This window comes from Acidimicrobiales bacterium (genome assembly GCA_035512495.1).
GTDB lineage: Bacteria > Actinomycetota > Acidimicrobiia > Acidimicrobiales > CADCSY01 > DATKDW01.
The window spans coordinates 20,210-37,980 of sequence record DATKDW010000085.1 but is presented as its reverse complement, the minus strand read 5'-3'; the positions used below and the strand labels follow the sequence as shown (position 1 = coordinate 37,980).

17 protein-coding genes are annotated in these 17,771 nt (G+C 71.0%); 14 read left to right on the top strand and 3 right to left on the bottom strand.

Translation table 11 applies throughout. From position 1 onward, the window contains the following. The 3 genes from VMN58_12735 to VMN58_12725 form a co-directional block, all read left to right on the top strand. The coding region (locus VMN58_12735) for a hypothetical protein (protein ID HUF34063.1) at window positions 1-410 on the top strand (410 nt) is incomplete at its 5' end. 76 nt (window positions 411-486) lie between these two features. Further along, window positions 487-2,199 (top strand): hypothetical protein, encoded by a 1,713-nt coding sequence (locus tag VMN58_12730; protein HUF34062.1) that lies wholly within the window; start codon window positions 487-489, stop codon window positions 2,197-2,199. 123 nt (window positions 2,200-2,322) lie between these two features. Beyond that, window positions 2,323-4,575, top strand: coding sequence for a diguanylate cyclase (locus VMN58_12725; protein ID HUF34061.1), 2,253 nt, complete (start codon window positions 2,323-2,325; stop codon window positions 4,573-4,575). 13 nt (window positions 4,576-4,588) lie between these two features. On the opposite strand, the gene VMN58_12720 is transcribed toward VMN58_12725, so the two are convergent. Beyond that, a complete protein-coding gene (locus VMN58_12720) occupies window positions 4,589-5,377 on the bottom strand; it encodes a DNA-formamidopyrimidine glycosylase family protein (protein HUF34060.1) in 789 nt (262 codons plus the stop codon). Window positions 5,378-5,433: 56 nt separating this feature from the next. On the opposite strand from VMN58_12720, the gene VMN58_12715 reads away from it, so the two are divergent. Together VMN58_12715 and VMN58_12710 are read left to right on the top strand one after the other, a co-directional pair. Then, a complete protein-coding gene (locus VMN58_12715) occupies window positions 5,434-7,434 on the top strand; it encodes a hypothetical protein (protein HUF34059.1) in 2,001 nt (666 codons plus the stop codon). 194 nt (window positions 7,435-7,628) lie between these two features. Further along, the gene (locus VMN58_12710) at window positions 7,629-7,904 is read left to right on the top strand and encodes a WhiB family transcriptional regulator (protein HUF34058.1); all 276 of its coding nucleotides are present in this window, start codon (window positions 7,629-7,631) and stop codon (window positions 7,902-7,904) included. A 7-nt stretch (window positions 7,905-7,911) separates the two neighbouring features. Here VMN58_12710 and VMN58_12705 read toward each other — a convergent pair whose 3' ends face one another. After that, window positions 7,912-8,703: a hypothetical protein gene (locus VMN58_12705; protein ID HUF34057.1), complete on the bottom strand. Its 792-nt coding sequence runs from the start codon at window positions 8,701-8,703 to the stop codon at window positions 7,912-7,914. A 63-nt stretch (window positions 8,704-8,766) separates the two neighbouring features. On the opposite strand from VMN58_12705, the gene VMN58_12700 reads away from it, so the two are divergent. After that, the gene (locus tag VMN58_12700; GenBank protein ID HUF34056.1) at window positions 8,767-8,943 is read left to right on the top strand and encodes a twin-arginine translocase TatA/TatE family subunit; all 177 of its coding nucleotides are present in this window, start codon (window positions 8,767-8,769) and stop codon (window positions 8,941-8,943) included. Window positions 8,944-9,016: 73 nt separating this feature from the next. On the opposite strand, the gene VMN58_12695 is transcribed toward VMN58_12700, so the two are convergent. After that, window positions 9,017-9,259 (bottom strand): WhiB family transcriptional regulator, encoded by a 243-nt coding sequence (locus tag VMN58_12695; GenBank protein ID HUF34055.1) that lies wholly within the window; start codon window positions 9,257-9,259, stop codon window positions 9,017-9,019. A gap of 143 nt (window positions 9,260-9,402) precedes the next feature. On the opposite strand from VMN58_12695, the gene VMN58_12690 reads away from it, so the two are divergent. The 8 genes from VMN58_12690 to pstA all read left to right on the top strand — a co-directional run bounded on the left by VMN58_12690 (window position 9,403) and on the right by pstA (window position 17,759). Beyond that, window positions 9,403-10,674, top strand: coding sequence for a trypsin-like peptidase domain-containing protein (locus tag VMN58_12690; protein ID HUF34054.1), 1,272 nt, complete (start codon window positions 9,403-9,405; stop codon window positions 10,672-10,674). Between the two features lie 50 nt (window positions 10,675-10,724). Next, the gene (locus VMN58_12685; GenBank protein HUF34053.1) at window positions 10,725-11,027 is read left to right on the top strand and encodes a hypothetical protein; all 303 of its coding nucleotides are present in this window, start codon (window positions 10,725-10,727) and stop codon (window positions 11,025-11,027) included. 10 nt (window positions 11,028-11,037) lie between these two features. Continuing rightward, complete coding sequence (locus VMN58_12680; protein ID HUF34052.1) at window positions 11,038-11,997, top strand: ROK family protein; 960 nt, start codon at window positions 11,038-11,040, stop codon at window positions 11,995-11,997. 12 nt (window positions 11,998-12,009) lie between these two features. After that, window positions 12,010-14,187 carry an RNA degradosome polyphosphate kinase gene (locus tag VMN58_12675; protein HUF34051.1) on the top strand — a complete coding sequence of 726 codons (2,178 nt, stop codon included), beginning with the start codon at window positions 12,010-12,012 and terminating at the stop codon, window positions 14,185-14,187. Next, window positions 14,184-14,606 (top strand): NUDIX hydrolase, encoded by a 423-nt coding sequence (locus VMN58_12670; GenBank protein HUF34050.1) that lies wholly within the window; start codon window positions 14,184-14,186, stop codon window positions 14,604-14,606. The genes VMN58_12675 and VMN58_12670 overlap by 4 nt, the downstream gene beginning before the upstream one ends. 202 nt (window positions 14,607-14,808) lie before the next feature. After that, window positions 14,809-15,792 carry a PstS family phosphate ABC transporter substrate-binding protein gene (locus VMN58_12665; GenBank protein HUF34049.1) on the top strand — a complete coding sequence of 328 codons (984 nt, stop codon included), beginning with the start codon at window positions 14,809-14,811 and terminating at the stop codon, window positions 15,790-15,792. A gap of 63 nt (window positions 15,793-15,855) precedes the next feature. Next, window positions 15,856-16,815, top strand: a complete 960-nt coding sequence (gene pstC / locus VMN58_12660; GenBank protein ID HUF34048.1) for a phosphate ABC transporter permease subunit PstC — start codon at window positions 15,856-15,858, stop codon at window positions 16,813-16,815. Beyond that, window positions 16,815-17,759, top strand: a complete 945-nt coding sequence (gene pstA / locus VMN58_12655) for a phosphate ABC transporter permease PstA (protein ID HUF34047.1) — start codon at window positions 16,815-16,817, stop codon at window positions 17,757-17,759. Before pstC ends, pstA begins: the two co-directional genes overlap by 1 nt. The last annotated feature ends 12 nt before the right edge of the window (window positions 17,760-17,771 follow it).

Genomic DNA, 17,771 nt, shown 5'->3' with positions numbered 1-17,771 from the left:
TCCGGCCCTGGGCGCGCACCGGCGAGGTCTCGACGGCGACGGTCACCGTCCTCGGCCCCAACGGGAAGGTCCGGCGCGCCGTGGACGCGACGCTGCAGGACGGCCGGTGGGTTGCTGCGACGCGGCTCAAGAAGAGCGAGACGGCGCTCGTCGCTCGTGGTGCCGTCGTCGACACGTGGGGGGAGATCAACGGTGAGGCGCTTGCCACGACCGGTCTTGCCATGCCCGTCGACGTACCGCCCTCAGTCGGATCCGCCTCCGTCTCGTCCCCGGTCGGACCGGCCGTGCTTGCGCAGGAGCGGACGGCAGCGTCGATCGCTGGTGACCTGGCGAGAGGCGCCGGAGCCGGAGCCCTCCTGATCGCCCTCGCGGCTGCGGCGGCGACCGGTCTGCGGAGGCGGCGGTCCTGACGACGCCACCTCCGCACCGTGCGACCCTCCGGCCGCGCGACCACCACTCCACCCCCTGATACCTGAGGAACCATCCATGCGACGCACCCTTTTTCGTACCGCCATCGCCGGCTTGGCCGTCGGCACGACCTTCCTCGGTGCCGCCTGGGCCGGCGTCGGGCTCGGGCCGGTGAGCACGGGGCAGGAGCCGGTCCCGCCCGCTCCGCTGCCGCTGGCATCGGAGGAGGCCACCGACGCCGCCGACCTCGTCGCCACCGAAGGGGCCGCCGCCCTCGCCGCCCGCCTGCCCGACGGTCAGTGGCTGGTGGGCGCCTCCGTCCGCAGCATCGCGCCCGATGAGAAGCAGTGGCAGACCGAGGGTTGCTCGGAGTACGTCTCGAACTTCCCCGAGGAGGTCACCCACCTCGCCGACAAGCTGATCGTCGACCAGACCGGATCCTGGCCGGCCTCGCCCGACTGCGTGTACCTCGGCGGGTACGGGATCGGCCCCGCCCGTGCTGCGACATCCGTGGATCCCCACGCCGGTGTCAACGTCCGGACCCTGGCCTTCTCCAACGGCACGTCCGAGGGCACGGTCGTCTGGCAGATGATCGACATGGTCGGCTACTTCTCCAGCTACCGCGACGACCTGTGCGGCGACTGCGGCATCGCGGACATGCGACGCTCGATCGGCCAAGAACACGACATCCCCGTGGACAACCTCGCCATCGGATCCACCCACACCCACGGTGGCGCTGACGGCTACGGCGCATGGGGTGGTCTGCCTTCCTGGTACCGCGAGCAGCTCCGGGTTGCGGTGATCACCTCGGCGGCCGAGGCGCTCGGCGCCATGCGGCCGGCGACCATCGCCGTCGGATCCGTCGACGCTCGCGCCTTCAACAACGAGCGGCGGGGCACCTACCACTCCACGCCCGACTACGGCGCGGTGTGGCTCCAGGCGCGGGAGGTCCCACGGAAGAAGAAGGACGAGGCGAAGGTGATCGCCACCCTCGTCAACTATGCGGCCCATCCGACCGTGTTGGGTTCGCAGCCCGTGATGCACGGTGACTGGCCCGCGACGGCTTCCAAGGCGCTCGGTGACGACCTCGGAGGCGTCGGCGTCGTGATCGAGGGCGGCCTCGGCAACGTCTCGCCGTCGCGCCTGCCATCCGCCGGCGAGGACCTCACGGACGATGGCGTCTACGACCGCAACGACCAGGTCATCGAGATGGGCCGCGACTTCGCCACGTTCGTCGGCAGCGACATCGCCCGCGGTGGCACGTTCCTCACCTCCAACGAGGTGCAGACCGTCAGCGCGGTCGTCGAGCACCCGGTCACCAACTGGGCGGAAGCGGCGCTCGGCATCTCGGGCTTGCTGGACCGCACCTTCACTCCCGGTGATGCGGCTGGCGTGGCCGGTTGGTACAGCGGCGGCAAGTCGCCGACCCGGCAGTGCACGGCCGCGTCACCGCTGACGATCAAGACGGAGGTGTCCGGTTTCCGGCTCGGGCAGCTCACGGTGCTGACCGCGCCCGGCGAGATCTTCTCGTCGATCTCCCAGGTGCTGAAGTCGAAGGCGCGCTACGCCGCGTTCGAGGGCGGGCAGACGATGGTGTTCGGCCAGACGCAGGACTCCCTGGGCTACATCATCCAGAGCTTCGAGGTGGACCCCGTCGGGGGCGCGCTCACCAACGTCCCCGAGGCCGAGGTCGCGGAGTACGAGGAGACCTTCATGCTCGACCGGTGCTTCGGCGATCACGTCCTCGACGTGGCGCTCGAGGTGGCCGCTGCGGTGCAACAGTCGGAGTGACGGGGTCGAGGTGCGCAGCTGACCGACCGGTAGCAGGTGTCGGGACCGAACCTGGAGGACGGAGGTATCGGCAAATGGGAGATTTGTCCTTTAGTTCCGACCGCTCGAGCCGATGAGCTGAATATGCGGTCGACGCGCGCACCGTTCCGGCAGGCCGGTCCTCCGGTCGATGGAGACAACCTCGATGCCCTCGATGTGAGCGGCGCCGGCCAGGCGTGGCTCACCGCGGTCCGAAACAACCTTCCCCGGGGCGGCTCCCTGTCGGCCGGCGCCTGGGAGCGGCGTCATCGTGCCATCCTCGTCCTGCTCTGGCTCCACGTCCCTGCGCTGGCTGCGTTCGGACTGATTCGTGGCTTCGCGCTACTGCACGTCGCGGGGGAGGTGGCGGTGGTGGCCGTGGCGACGTTCGTTGCCGGCTCCGCCCTTCTGTCCCCAACGGTCCGGATGGCGGCGGCGAGCTTCGGCCTCGCATCGGCGTCTGCGATCTTGGTGCACTTCTCGGGCGGCTACATCGAGATGCACTTCCACTTCTTCGTCGTCGTGGTCGTCGTGTCGCTGTACCAGCACTGGCTGCCGTTCCTGGGCACGATCGCCTACGTCGCCGTCCACCATGGGGTGCTCGGCGCGCTGGACCCCACGTCGGTGTTCAACCACCCCGATGCCATCGCCCATCCTTGGAAGTGGGCCGGCATCCACGCTGGGTTCATCCTCGCTGAGAGCGCCGCCGCAGTCTATGCGTGGCGTCACTCCGAGTCCGCGCAGCTGGAGGCCAAGAGCGTGACGCGGAATCTGATTGCCGAACGTGCACAGCTCGAGGAGCGGACAGCCGCGCTCGTGCTGCTCAAGGGCGTGGCCTCAGCAGCGAACGAGGCCTCTGAGCTGCATGAGGCCATCGCCGGAACGCTCCGCGCGGTGTGCTCCTACACCGGCTGGGTCGCTGGCCATGCCTATCTCGTCGATGACCCGTCAGGCGAGCTCATCGACACCGGCATCTGGCATCGCGAGGCCTCGGAGCAGATGGATGCCTTCCAGAGAGCCACCGAGGAGGCGTCGCTCGTTTCCGGCCTGGACGTCGGTGGTCGCGTCTTGCGGCGTCGGCACTCGGTCTCGATCGCTGATCTCGCGACCGACGCCTCCTTCAACAGGAAGGGGCCCGCCGCCGATGCCGCTCTGGTCAGCTCGTTCGGACTCCCGATCCTGGCCGGCGCCGAGGTCGCCGGAGTGTTGGAGTTCTTCGCCGACGGTCCCGACACCGTCGATGACGACCTGAAGGGCCTTATGGACCAGGTCGGCACCCAGCTCGGCCGGGTCGTCGAACGCCGACGGGCCACGGAGTCCGTCGCCGGCGCAGTCCAAGCGCTCGAGCTCCGGAACCGGGAGGTGACGCTGCTCAGCGAGATGGGAGAGCTGCTCCAGAGCTGCGAGGCGATCGATGAGTCCTACGGCATCGTGACCCGCTTTGCCGAGCGTCTCTTCCCGTTCGACAGCGGCGCCATGTACCTGCTCTCGGCCTCGCGCAACGTCGTGGAGGCTGTCGCCGCGTGGGGAGAGGCACTCGCGGACGAGGAACCCGTGTTCGCACCATCAGCGTGTTGGGGACTCCGCCGTGGCCGGCCGTACGAGACCAACGCAGCGAGCGGTCTTGCCTGCCCGCACGTGACCACTGGCGCGGCGCACGACACCATCTGCATCCCGATGGTCGCACAGAGCGAGGCCATCGGGATCTTGCACGTGCGACGGGCCCGCGGGGACACGTCGGTGGGAACCGGCGATGCTCGCCGCCAGCTGGCGCTCACGGTGGCGGAACACCTAGCGCTCGCCATGGCGAACTACAGGTTGCGTGCCAGTCTGCGGGCGCAGTCGATCCGGGACCCGCTCACGGGCCTCTACAACCGGCGCTACCTCGAGGAGTCGCTGGATCGAGAGGTGCGCCGCGCTACACGCAGCTCCAAGCCGCTGAGCGTCGTGTCCATCGACATCGACCACTTCAAGGTCTTCAACGACACCTTCGGGCACAGCGCAGGAGATGCTGTCCTGTCCGCCGTCGGTCGGCTGTTGCTCGAGAGCTTCCGAGGCGAGGACATCGCCTGCCGGATGGGCGGCGAGGAGCTCGTGGTCATCCTCCCGGACACCTCCTGCGACGCGGCCATGCAGCGTGCCGAGCAGCTCCGCAACCTCGTGCGGGATCTCGCCGTCGACTTCAAGGGCCAAGCCCTCGGCAGGATCACCATCTCCCTCGGCATATCGAGCCTCCCCGACCACGCCAGGTCCGCGGAAGAGCTCATGCTCCTCGCTGACGCGGCCTTGTACCAAGCGAAGGCTGCCGGTCGGGACCGAACGCTCCTGCACGCCGACGGACCCCCCGCCACCCCCTGACCCACCGTCGCTGTCACACGGGCTGGCAGGTGGGGCAGGCGTAGGCCCAACGCCCGGCGAGGTCCCACCGGCGGATGGGGGTCCCGCACCTCCGGCAGGCGTCGCGCTTGTAGACGTGGGTGGCCTCGGCCTTGGTGATGCGGGACCGGGCGACACCGAGCTCGGCCGGGTCGACGGTGATGATGCGCCGGTCGCGGACGCCCTGGCGGAGCATGGCCACCAGCGTCGCCCAGAGGGCGTCGAACTCGTCGCGGGTGACCTCCCGAGCCGGACGGGCCGGGTCGATGCCGTGGACGAAGAGGGCCTCGGCCCGGAAGACGTTCCCGACGCCGGCCACCACCCGCTGGTCGAGCAGGGCCTGGCCGATCGAGGTCGATCGCCGTTGCAGTGCCTGCCACGCCCGCTCCGGGTCGGCGTCGCGACGAATCGGGTCCGGACCGAGGCGGGCGACCACCGCGTCGCGCCCCCCGCGGTCGAGCAGCTCGCAGGTGATCGGCCCGATCAGGTCGAGCACCACGGCCTCACCCCGGAGGCGCATCCGGCAGGTGGGGCGGGGCACGGGGACGGGCGGGGCGTGTTCGGTGAACGCGCCGTAGATGCCGAGGTGGACGTGGACGAACCGGTCGCCCTCGAGCTCGTAGAAGAGGTGCTTGCCCCAGGCGTCGGTCCCCTCGAGCACGGCTCCGTCGATCCCGGCGGCGTCGGGGAAGCGCCCCTGGGGCGACGACACACCCACCGGCCGGCCAGCCAGGGCGCGGGCGTGGTCGCGGGCGAGGAGGTGGATGGTGTGGCCCTCGGGCATGGGGCCAGCCTGCCCGCTCCGGCGCGAGGTGCCGGACGACGGCCTACCGTGGCCCCATGGGGCGCTTCACGTACTCGCGGTGGGACGGCTCGCAGCGGGGCTTCGACCTCGACGCCGATGCCATCCTCGGCGAGATCACCGACGACCTCCTCTACAACGGCGACCCCAACTCGGCCCTGCGGCGCCTCATGCAGTCGGGCTTCAACGACCGCAACGGCGAGCGGGTGCAGGGGATGCGCGAGCTGCTCGAGAAGCTGCGTCGGCAACGCCGTGAGCGCCTCGAGAGCCACGACCTCGGCGGCGTCTACGACGAGATCGCCCAGTCGCTGCGCGACGTCATCGACATGGAGCGCGAGGGCATCGACGAGCTGGAGCAGGAGGCGGCCGCCTCGGGCGACGAGCGCCGCCAGGAGGTCACCGGGGAGGTGGCGGCCGAGAAGCGCATGCAGCTCGACCTCCTGCCGCCCGACCTCGCCGGCCAGGTCCGCTCCCTGAGCGAGTACGAGTTTGCCTCGTCCGAGGCGCGGGAGCGCTTCGAGGAGCTCATGGACGAGCTGCGCCAGCAGGTCACGCAGTCGATGTTCAACCAGATGGCCGGGGCCATGAGCAACGTCACCCCGGAGGCCATGGCGGCCATGAAGGACATGCTCGCCGACCTGAACCAGATGCTCGAGGCCCGCGAGCGGGGCGAGGAGCCCGACTTCGACGCCTTCATGGAGAAGCACGGCGACTTCTTCCCGGAGAACCCGAAGGACCTCGACGAGCTGCTCGAGACCATGGCCCAGCGCATGGCGGCCATGCAGGCGATGCTCAGCTCGATGACCCCCGAGCAGCGGGCCCAGCTCCAGGGGCTCTCCGACCAGCTGCTGGAGGACATGGACCTCGCCTTCCAGATGGACCAGCTCGCCGGCAACCTCCGCAGCGCCTTCCCCGGCGCCGGGTGGGACCGCCAGTACCAGTTCTCCGGCAACGACCCGCTCGGCTTCGCCGAGGCCACCGGCCTGATGCAGGAGCTCGGCGACCTCGACCAGCTCGAGCAGCTCATGCGCTCGGCCACCAACCCCGGCGCCCTGGCCGAGGTCGACGTCGACCGGGCCCGCCAGCTCCTCGGCGACGACGCCGCCCTGTCGCTCGAGCGCATGGCCGAGGTGGCCAAGATGCTCGAGGACGCCGGGGTCATCGAGCAGCGGGAGGGCCGCTACGAGCTCACCCCCAAGGGGATCCGCAAGATCGGGCAGAACGCCCTCTCAGAGCTGTTCGCCAAGCTGATGAAGGACGCCTCCGGCCGCCACGAGATCGAGCAGGTCGGCATCGGCCACGAGCGGGCCTACCAGTCGAAGCCCTACGAGTATGGCGACCCGTTCAACCTCGACATCCAGCGAACGATCCGCAACGCCATCCGCCGCGCCGGCGGCGGCACCCCCGTCTCGCTCAGCCCGGACGACTTCGAGGTGGAGCAGACCGAAGTGGTCAGCCGGGCGTCGACGGTGCTGATGCTCGACGTGTCGCTCTCGATGCCGATGCGCGACAACTTCCTCGCCGCCAAGAAGGTGGCGATGGCGCTGCACTCGCTGATCTCCACGCAGTACCCGCGCGACTTCCTCGGGATGGTGACGTTCTCCAAGGTGGCCCGGGAGTTCAAGCCCGAGCACCTGCCCGAGGTGAGCTGGGACTTCGACTACGGCACCAACATGCAGCACGGCCTGCTGCTGAGCCGGCGGATGCTGGCGCGCCAGTCGGGCACCAAGCAGATCATCATGATCACCGATGGTGAGCCCACCGCCCACTTCGAGCCGGGCATGGCCGAGCCGTTCTTCAGCTACCCGCCGGTGCGCGAGACGGTCGACGCCACCTTGCGCGAGGTCAACCGCTGCACCCGTGAGGGGATCCGCATCAACACCTTCATGCTCGACGCAACCGGCTACCTGAAGGCGTTCGTGGAGAAGATGACCGAGCTGAACCGCGGCCGGGCGTTCTTCACCACCCCCGACACGCTGGGGGACTACGTGCTGGTCGACTTCATCGAGCAGCGCCGGAACCTCCGCCGCAGCGCATAGCGCTCATCTCGGACACCCGCGGGTGGCCGCCGGCACCTGCACAGCGGGCTCCGCCTTCCCGATCGCGGTGATCTTGTCAAGGACCCCCTTGCATCCTGGGCCCATTGGGTGGATGATCACCGTGTTGTAATTACAACGGTGTGAGGAAGCGGCCAGCCGGCCGGGACGCCGCACCGGAGGAGGGGAAGCCAGCCGTGCGACAGGTGACAGCGATCTCGACCGGTGAGAAGAGCTGGCAGGACGAGGCGAACTGCCTGGGGGTGGACCCCGACCTGTTCTTCCCGGAGCGGGGTGCCTCCACGCGCGAGGCCAAGGAGGTGTGCCGGGGCTGTGTCGTGCGCGAGGACTGCCTCGAGTACGCGCTGGCCAACGGCGAGAAGTTCGGGATCTGGGGTGGGATGAGCGAGCGCGAGCGGCGTCGCGTCCGCCGGGCCCGGGCCCAGGCCCGACGAGGCATCGCCACCGCCTAGGCCCCGCCTAGGCCCCCCGCCTGTCGAGACGGGCCTCGATCGTGCGGTCGGCGGCCACGTCGAGCTCCTGCCACCGGTCCTCGGGGACGGCGGCGAGGACGGCGGCAGGCAGCAGCCCCACGAGCTCGCACCGGGCCACGGGTGCGCTCGACGCCACGGCGTCGACCACCGCCGCCGGACCGACCACGGTGGGGTCGACGAGGTTGCACGAGACCTGCACCTCGCGGCCCACGGCGAGACCCAATGCCCGTACCGCCGGCCCCCGCAGCCCGGCGGCGATCGAGCGGGCCAGGGAGAGGTCGGGCGCTGCCAACCACACGTTGTAGGCCACCAGCACCGGACGGGCACCGACCGCCACCGCGCCCGCGGTCGGGTGGGGGAGCAGGGGCCCGGCAGTGGGCCGCAGGCCACGGCGCGCCCCGCGGCGCACCGCCGGCAGGGTGGGGCCGTCGCCGCCGTAGGCGTGGGCCGCCAGCCCCAGCTCAGCGGCCGCCCATGCCACGAAGCGGTCACGAGCGGCGAGCGCCTCCGCCTCCGGGGTCCCGTCGAGCGCCACGAACGGCACCACGTCGACGGCACCGAGGCGGGGGTGGACGCCCTGGTGGCGCCGGAGGTCGATCAGCTCGACGGCGGCGGTGGCCAGCCGGCGGGGCGCCTCCTCCCCCAGGAGGGTGAAGACGCTGCGGTGGTGGTGGGCGTCGACGTGGCGGTCGAGCAGGTCGCCGCCCGCCGTCGCCGTGAGGGCGTCGAGGACGGCGGGTCGCCGGCCCTCGCTCACGTTGACGACGCACTCGAGCACCCGCCCACCCTGGCACGCCGCGGCGCTGCCGCGCGAGGGGGGTCAGGGGCTACGGTGGAGGCCATGGGAGCGATCGGCACCGGCGAGCTCGTCATCATCCTGCTGATCGTCCTGGTGTTCTTCGGTGGCGCCAAGCTCCCGGGCCTCGCCCGATCGCTCGGCCAGGCCCAGCGGGAGTTCCGCAAGGGCAACGTCGAGGGGCTCGAGGACGAGACCACGGACGACAAGCCCGTCACCTGAGCACCGGGCCGGCGACACCGGCCCGCGAGCGACCCGCGGCGCCGGCGGACGCCGACGTCCCAGGACGCCCCCTTCAGGAGGTGGCTGCAGCCTCCGTGCGGCGCCGCTTGAGGATGCGCCGGCGCTCACGCTCCGAGGCGCCGCCCCACACACCGTGGTCGATGCGCTGGACGAGGGCATACTCGAGGCAGGGCTCCTGGACCGGGCAGCTGGCACAGATCCGCCGCGCCACCTCCACGCCCACGCCGTCGCTCGGGAAGAACCGCTCGGGCGGCTCGTTCCGGCAGCTCCCCTCCGTCATCCAGCTCGTGTCCATCGAACTCCTCTATCGCTCCTTTGTACAACGAAGCGGCTGCCGTAATGGTTCCCGACATCTGTACGTGGGAACCCATCGGCCAGGATGGGTGGGAACTCGAGGACATCCGAGGCCCGTCACCGAATCCCGGCCCGGGAGGCCACATGCAGCACGATTCACCGGGGGACCCCGCCCCCGCCGATCCCGCGACGTGGAGCGCCAACCCACCCACCGCGCCGCCCACGCCCGACGCCTGGTCCCCGGCCTGGTCGCCCCTGCCGGGCGACGAGCACCCTCCGCCCGCCCCGGTGGCGCCCGACGAGCGCGGAGGCCGTGGCTGGCTCCCTGCGGCACTGATCGGGGGCCTGGTGGGCGCGCTGGTGGGCGCCCTCGTGACCGCCGGCGCCCTCGTGTCGGTCGGCCGCGAGGCGACGACGGAGGACGCTGGGGCCAACCTCCAGCTCCGGGGTGCGCCCCTCGACGTCGGCGGGGTGCTGGCCGCCGTGCAGCCGGGCGTGGTCGCCCTGCGCACCGAAGGGCTGCGGGCGGGGCGCTTCGGCGCCGCCCCATCGGTGGTCGAAGGTGCCGGCACCGGCATGGTGATCGATGCCGACGGCCTGATCCTCACCAACAACCACGTCATCGCCGGGGCCACCTCGATCACGGTCATGCTCCCCGACGGCAGGGAGGTCCCGGCCACCCTCGTCGGTGGGTTCGCCTCCAACGACGTGGCGCTGATCCAGGCCCAGGGCGTCAGCGGCCTCGCCCCCGTGGTGCTCGGTGACTCGTCGTCCATGAAGGTCGGTGACGACGTCGTGGCGGTGGGCAACGCCTTGGCCCTCGGCGCCATGCCCACGGTGACCACCGGCATCGTGTCGGCGCTCGCCCGCAGCATCCGCGCCGAGAACGGTCAGACCCTCGAGCAGCTGATCCAGACCGATGCCGCCATCAACCCCGGCAACTCGGGTGGCCCCCTGGTCAACGCCCTCGGTGAGGTCATCGGCGTCAACACCGCCATCGCCGGCAACGCCGAGGGCATCGGCTTCGCCCTCGCCATCGACTTCATCAAGCCCCTGCTCGAGGAGCTGCGCAACGGGGGCGGCGAGGTGCGAGGGGGCGCCTTCCTCGGCGTGAGCACCGCCGATGTCGACGACGTCTCGCCGCAGATCCTCGACCAGCTCGGCGTCACCGCAGCCGAGGGTGCCTTCGTGACCCGTGTGGTCCCCGGCACCTCCGCCGCCGAGGCCGGCCTCCGTCAGGGCGATGTCATCGTCGCCATCGACGGCCGCACGGTCGCCTCGGCGTCGGGGGTGGTCGCCGCCATCGTGGCCAAGGAGCCGGGGGATGCCGTGACCATCCGCTACGAGCGCGGCGGCGAGGAGGGCACCACCACCGCGACGCTCGGCTCGGTCGATGTCGAGCAGGCCGGTGACTGACGGGTGAGCCGGTAGGATCGGCCGGTCCCCGTCCCAGCCAGGAGTCCCGGATGTCGATGCAGAGCCAGACGCCGACCGAGGAACAGCCGCCGCAGGGCCACGTCCGCATCGTGTACCTCGGCCCGGTGTCGCCTCACTGGGAGCTCCAGTCCGACTTCGGTGACCCTCGGATGATCGATGGCTTCCGCCAGCGGGTCATGGCCCGGCTGAATCTGCTGCCACCGCACGACCCGCAGTTCCGCCGCAACCGCGAGCGCGTCGCCCGCGACGCCGAGCGCGAGGCGCTGCTGCTCGAGTGGGACCTCGGCCTGCCCGACGAGCAGGCGCCGCCCGACCCGGCCTACCGGGCCTGACGGAGCCCCCGTGGGGCTGACGATCGGCGTCGACCTCGGCGGCACCAAGGTCCTCGCCGCCCTCGTCGACGACGGCGAGGTCGTCTCGTCCGAGAAGATCCCCACGCCCAGCTCCGGTGGCGTCGACGCCGTCGTTGCGACGATCACCAAGGCGGTCGAGGCCCTCGACTGCTCCCTCGACGACGTCGGTGGCGTGGGCGTGGGCGCGCCCGGCGTCGTCGACCCCACCTCCGGGACGGTGCTCGCCGCCCCGAACGTGCCGGGCTTCGACCGGCCCGTGCCGCTGGCCGCCCTCCTGGCCGAGGCGCTCGGCGTGGAGCGGGTGGCGATCGACAACGACGTGAACGCCGCCGCCCTGGGCGAGCACCGCCACGGCGCCGGGCGCGGTACCGACGACCTGCTGGTGGTCTTCGTGGGCACGGGCGTGGGTGGGGGGCTGGTCCTCGGAGGGAAGGTCCGGCGGGGTCCGTCCGGCCTCGCCGGTGAGATCGGCCACATGGTGGTCGCCCACCGCGACGGGCGCCGGTGCGGCTGCGGGCGGCCTGGGCACCTCGAGGCCTACGCCGGCCGGGCCGCCATGGAGGTCGAGGCCCGTCGTCGCCACGCCGCCGGTGAGCCCACGTGGCTGGTCGAGCGGGTCGGGGAGGGCCGCATGAAGTCGGGCACCTGGCGAGGGGCGATCGAGGCCGGCGACGCGGTGGCGATCGAGCTCGTCGACGACGCCGTGGTGGCCCTCGGGGCGGCCCTGGCATCGGTGGTGCACGCCGTCGACCTCGAGCTGGTGGTGGTGGGCGGGGGCCTGGCCGACAAGCTCGGGCCCCCGTTCGTCGGGCGGATTGAGCAGGAGGTGCGCAGCAGGCTGCTCGTGCCGAGCTCGCCGCTGCGGGTGGTGCCCGCCGAGCTCGGCGACAGCTCCGGGGTCGTCGGTGCCGCCCTGCTCCCCGGCGTGGCCAGCGCCGCTGCCGGATAAGGTGGCGGGACGATGAGTGCCCCTCTCGACCAGCTCGAGGGGGCGCCCCGAGCAGGTCGTCCGGGCCCGGATGCGGGCGGCGGTGGCGCTCCCGACCACGCCGAGCCCAGCGACACCCGCCTGCTCAACCGCGAGCTGTCGTGGCTGGACTTCGACGCCCGGGTGCTGGAAATGGCCGCGCGCCCCGATGTCCCGCTGCTCGAGCGGGCCAAGTTCCTCGCCATCTTCGCCCAGAACCTCGACGAGTTCTTCCAGGTTCGGGTGGCCGGCCTGAAGGACCAGGTGGCCGCCGGCATCACCACCGTGGGCCCCGACGGCCTGCGCCCCGCCCGGCAGCTGGCCCTCATCCGCGACCGCGTCGAGGCGCTCACCGCCACGCAGGTGTCGCTGTTCGTGTCCGACATCGCTCCCGCCCTCAGCGAGGCGGGCATCCGGCTCTCGGACTGGGACGACCTCGACGACGACGACCGCGCCTACCTGGTCGACGTGTTCGAGCGTGAGATCTTCCCGGTGCTCACCCCCCTTGCCGTCGACCCGGGCCACCCCTTCCCCTACATCTCCGACCTGTCGCTCAACCTGGCCGTCATGGTGCGCGACCCCGACACCCGCGAGCGCCGCTTCGCCCGGGTGAAGGTCCCCAACAACGTGCCCCGCTTCGTGGTGATGCCCGACGGGGAGCGGTTCGTGCCGCTCGAGCAGGTCATCGCCGAGCACCTCGGCGCCCTCTTCCCCGGGATGGAGATCGGAGCCCACCACCCCTTCCGGGTCACCCGCAACGCCGACCTCACGCTCGAGGAGGAAGAGGCCGACGACCTGCTGGCCGCGGTCGAGATGGAGCTGCGGCGCCGGCGCTTCGGGCGGGCCGTCCGCCTCGAGGTGATGTCGGGCATCGACGACGAGACCCTCGCCCTGCTGACGCGCGAGCTCGACCTCGGCCCCGGCGACGTCTACGTGCTCGACGGCCCGGTCGACCTCAGCGGCCTCTGGAACGTCTGGGACCTCCCCCGCCCCGACCTCAAGGACGAGGCCTTCACCTCGGTGGCGCAGGCCCGGCTGGCCCACGTCGACGACGAGGCCACCGACATCTTCGCCCGCATCCGCGAGGGCGACATCCTCGTCCACCACCCCTACGAGTCGTTCACCTCCTCGGTCGTCGCCTTCATCCGCCAGGCGGCCGCCGACCCCAAGGTGCTCGCCATCAAGCAGACGCTGTACCGGACCTCGGCCGACAGCGCCATCGTCAAGGCGCTCATCCGGGCGGCCGAGCAGGGCAAGCAGGTGGCGGCCCTGGTGGAGCTCAAGGCGCGCTTCGACGAGCAGGCCAACGTCACGTGGGCCCGGGCCCTCGAGGAAGCCGGCGTCCACGTCGTCTACGGGCTGGTGGGGCTCAAGACCCACACCAAGACGGCGCTGGTGGTCCGCCAAGAGGACGACGGCATCCGGCGCTACTGCCACATCGGCACCGGCAACTACAACGAGCGCACCGCCCGCCTCTACGAGGACCTGGGGCTGCTCACCTGCGACCCCGACATCGGGGCCGACCTCACCCAGCTGTTCAACTACCTCACCGGCTACGGCCGCCAGGAGCGCTTCCGCCGGCTGCTGGTCGCGCCGGGCCCGCTGCGCCCCCGCCTGGCGGAGCTCATCGCCAACGAAGCCGCCGCTCCGGCCGGCACCGGCAAGATCGTGATGAAGTTGAACAGCCTCGGCGACACGGCCATGGTCGAGTCGCTCTACGAGGCGTCGCAGGCCGGGGTCGAGATCGACCTGATCGTGCGGGGGATCTGCTGCCTGCGCCCGGGCGTGCCCGGCCTGTCGGAGCGTATCCGGGTCCGCTCGATCGTCGGCCGCTTCCTCGAGCACTCCCGGATCTTCTACTTCGCCAACGGCGCCGGGCCTGGCCGGCCGAGCTACCTCATCGGATCGGCCGACCTCATGCCCCGCAACCTCGACCGCCGGGTGGAGGCGGTGCTGCCCATCGAGGACCCCGGGCTGCGCGAGCGGCTCCAGGAGGTCCTCGACATCAACCTCGGCGACGACGAGCGGTCGTGGACGCTCGGCCCCGACGGCTCCTGGGAGCGGGTGCCGTCCACCACCGGCACCAACGCCCACGTGGTGCTCAAGGAGCTCGCCCGCGACCGCACCAGGTCCGTCGAGCCCGGTCCGGCGGTAGCCCGGCGCTCCTCGTGACCACCTCGGCCGCCGGCGCGCCGCCGACGCTGGTCTTCGCCGCCGGTGGGGTGGTCTGGCGGCCGACGCCCGACGGCGTCGAGGTGCTGGTGGTGCACCGACCGAAGTACGACGACTGGTCGATGCCCAAGGGCAAGCGCGACAAGGGGGAGTCCGACGAGGACTGCGCCCGGCGCGAGGTCGAGGAGGAGACCGGGCTGCGCTGCCGCCTGGGCGACGAGCTGATCTCGAGCTCTTACGTCGACCACCGGGGCCGCGCCAAGCTGGTCCGCTACTGGGCCATGGAGGTCGCCGGTGGCGCCTTCGAGCCCAACGCCGAGGTCGACGAGGTCCGCTGGCTCCCACCGGGGGAGGCGTCTGCGCTCCTCAGCTACGACCGGGACCGCCAGGTCCTGGCCTCGTTCACCGACCCGCGCTGAAAGCGCGAACCGGCCGGCAGACCCCATCTCGGACGCGTTCACCGATGGTCGGCGATCGTTGCCGGAACGGCCACGAGCCCTTCACCCTCCGTTCACCTCAGGGCCGGTTCGCTGTCACCGAGGCCTCCTACGATCCTCCTTGTCGCGAGCAGCGACGCTCCGGCCGGGGATGTCCCTCGGCCCCATCCCCAGGAGGACACCCTTGCGAACCCCCCACCACCGATCGGTGCGCCTCTCGGCTGCGCTGGTCGCGCTGACCCTGCTGGCGGCGGCCTGCGGCGGCGACGACGCCACCACGGCCGGCAGCGGGAACGGCACCGACGGCGACCTCTCCGGCACCGTGAACATCGACGGCTCCTCGACCGTGGCCCCCCTGACCGAGGTGGCCGCCGAGCTGTTCATGGAGCAGAACAGCGGCGTCCGCGTCACCGTTGCCGTCTCGGGGACCAGCGGCGGCTTCCAGAAGTTCTGCAACGGTGAGACCGATGGCAACGACGCCTCCCGTGCGATCAAGGAGTCGGAGATCGAGCTCTGCGAGCAGAACGGCATCGCCTACGACAACGTCCAGGTCGCCAACGACGCGCTGTCGATCGTCGTGAACCTCGAGAACCCCCTCGACTGCCTCACCGTCGACCAGGCGAGCCAGATCTGGGACGAGGGCTCCTCGGTCAGCACCTGGGGGGACATCGACGGCCTCGACCTCGACAGCACCGCTGAGCGCCAGTCGATCACCCTGTACGGTCCCGGCACCGACTCCGGCACCTTCGACTTCTTCACCGAGGCGATCAACGGCGAGGAGGGCAAGATCCGCAATGACTACACCGACATCGGCGAGGATGACTTCGCCGCCGTCACCGCGGTGCAGGGCGACCCGTGGGCCATGGGCTACATCCCCTACTCCTTCGTGCAGGAGGCCGGTGACGCAGTGAAGCCGCTCCAGATCGACGACGGCGACGGCTGCGTCGACGCCACCCTCGACAACGTCCAGAGCGGCGACTACTCGCCGCTCGGCAGGCCGCTGTTCCTCTACGCCAGCGACACCGCCCTGGCCCGAGCCGAGGTCCAGGCATTCTTCGACTTCTACATCGAGAACCAGGAGGAGATCGCCGACCTCGCCGGCTTCGTGCCGATGAACGACGATCAGGTGTCCGATGCGGAGGCGAAGGTCGCGGCCCTCACCGGCTGAGCCCGTCCGACCGCAGCACCGACTCGCAGCACCGACCCGCAGCAGGAGAGGGAGTCACCGTCCATGGCAACCCCTGAGCTCGCAGCCTCCAGCACCGGCGCCGTCGGCGCTCGGCGCACGCTGGAGGCTGCGAGCCCCCGCTACGGCGAGAAGGTGATCAAGGCGTTGCTCGCGGGCTGCGCCGCGCTGTCGGTGCTCGTCACCACGGCCATCGTCTTCTCGTTGCTCAGCCCCACCGTCGGCTTCTTCCAGGACGTCTCCATCGTGGAGTTCTTCACGGAGACGACGTGGGCTCCTGCCTTCGCCAACCCGGTCTTCGGCGTGTGGCCCATCGTGGTGGGCACGATGATGGTGGTCTTCTTCGCCCTCATCGTGGCCATCCCCATCGGCTTGGCGTGCGCCGTCTACCTCTCGGAGTACGCCTCCCGGCGGACCCGCAAGGTCATCAAGCCGGTGCTCGAGGTCTTCGAGGGCATCCCCACGGTCGCAATCGGCATCTTCGCCCTCTTCTTCCTGACCCCGTTGGCCAAGGACGTCCTCCCCATGCTGCCGTGGCAGGGGCCGTTCTCCATCGGGGTCGCAGGCGTGGCCGTCGGGTTCCTGATCATCCCGCTGGTCTCGTCGGTCTCCGACGACGCCATGCGGGCGGTGCCGGCCGGGCTCCGGGAGGGCGCCTACGCCCTCGGGGCCAGCAAGTTCAAGGTCACCGTCCGGGTCGTTCTGCCGGCTGCCATCTCGGGGGTCGTGGCCGCCGTCGTGCTCGGTGCATCCCGGGCCATCGGCGAGACGATGGTGGTCCTCATCGCCGCCGGTGCAGGCAACCCCAACCTGAGCTTCGACCCCACCAAGGGGATCCAGACCATGACGGCCTACATCGGCGGCCGGGCCACCGGCGACATCGCCACCGGCACCGTCGTCTACGACACGATCTTCGCGGTGGGGACGCTGCTCTTCCTCATGACCCTGACCATGAACATGCTCGCCATCCGCCTCGTGCGCCGGTTCCGGGAGGTCTACGAGTAGTGGCGACCAAGGACGACCTCCCCCGCACGGAGCGCACGCGGCTTGCCGTCGCAGGTGCTCGCGCCACCACGCGGAGCATCTTCGGCGAGCGCACCGGCAAGGACAAGCTCGGCAGTCTGTTGTTCATCGCTGCCCTGCTCCTCGGTCTGGGCGTCGCCCTGGTGGCGCTCACCTCGGTGATCGTGTGGGCGTTCATGCGCGGCCGCCCGCTGCTCAGCCTCGACCTCCTGACCAACGACCCCTCAACCGTCCGCCCGGCGAGCGCCGGCTACCGGCCCGCCATCCTCGGGACCACCTACGTGATCGGTGGTGTGATCCTGCTGATCGTGCCCCTCGGGGTGGGAGCAGCCATCTACCTCGAGGAGTATGCGAACAAGGCCAAGTGGTGGAACCGCCTGATCGAGCTCAACATCCAGAACCTGGCAGGTGTCCCCTCCATCGTCTTCGGCATCCTCGGCTTGGCGTTCATCGTCCGGGGGCCGGTGAGCCTCGGCTTCGTCGCAGCTGCCGGCTCGCTCACCCTGGCTCTCCTGGTGCTCCCCACCGTCATCCTCGCCAGCCGGGAGGCGATCCGGGCGGTGCCCCCCTCGATCCGGGACGGATCGCTGGCCCTCGGCGCGACGCAGTGGCAGACCATCAGCCGCCAGGTGCTCCCCGCCGCCATCCCGGGCATCCTGACCGGGGTGATCCTGGCGGTGGCACGGGCGATCGGTGAGGCGGCGCCCCTGCTGCTGGTCGGGGCGGTCACCTTCGTGACCTTCGCTCCCTCGTTCTTGGAGGGCGGCTACTCGGTGCTCCCGGTGCAGATCTTCCAGTACGCCGGGCGCCCCCAGGAGGACTTCCGCGTCCTCGCCGCTGCCGGGGTGCTCGTGATGCTCTTGCTCCTGATGCTGATGAACTCCGTGGCCATCTGGCTCCGGAACCGATACGAGCGAGAGTGGTAGTGACCGAGACCG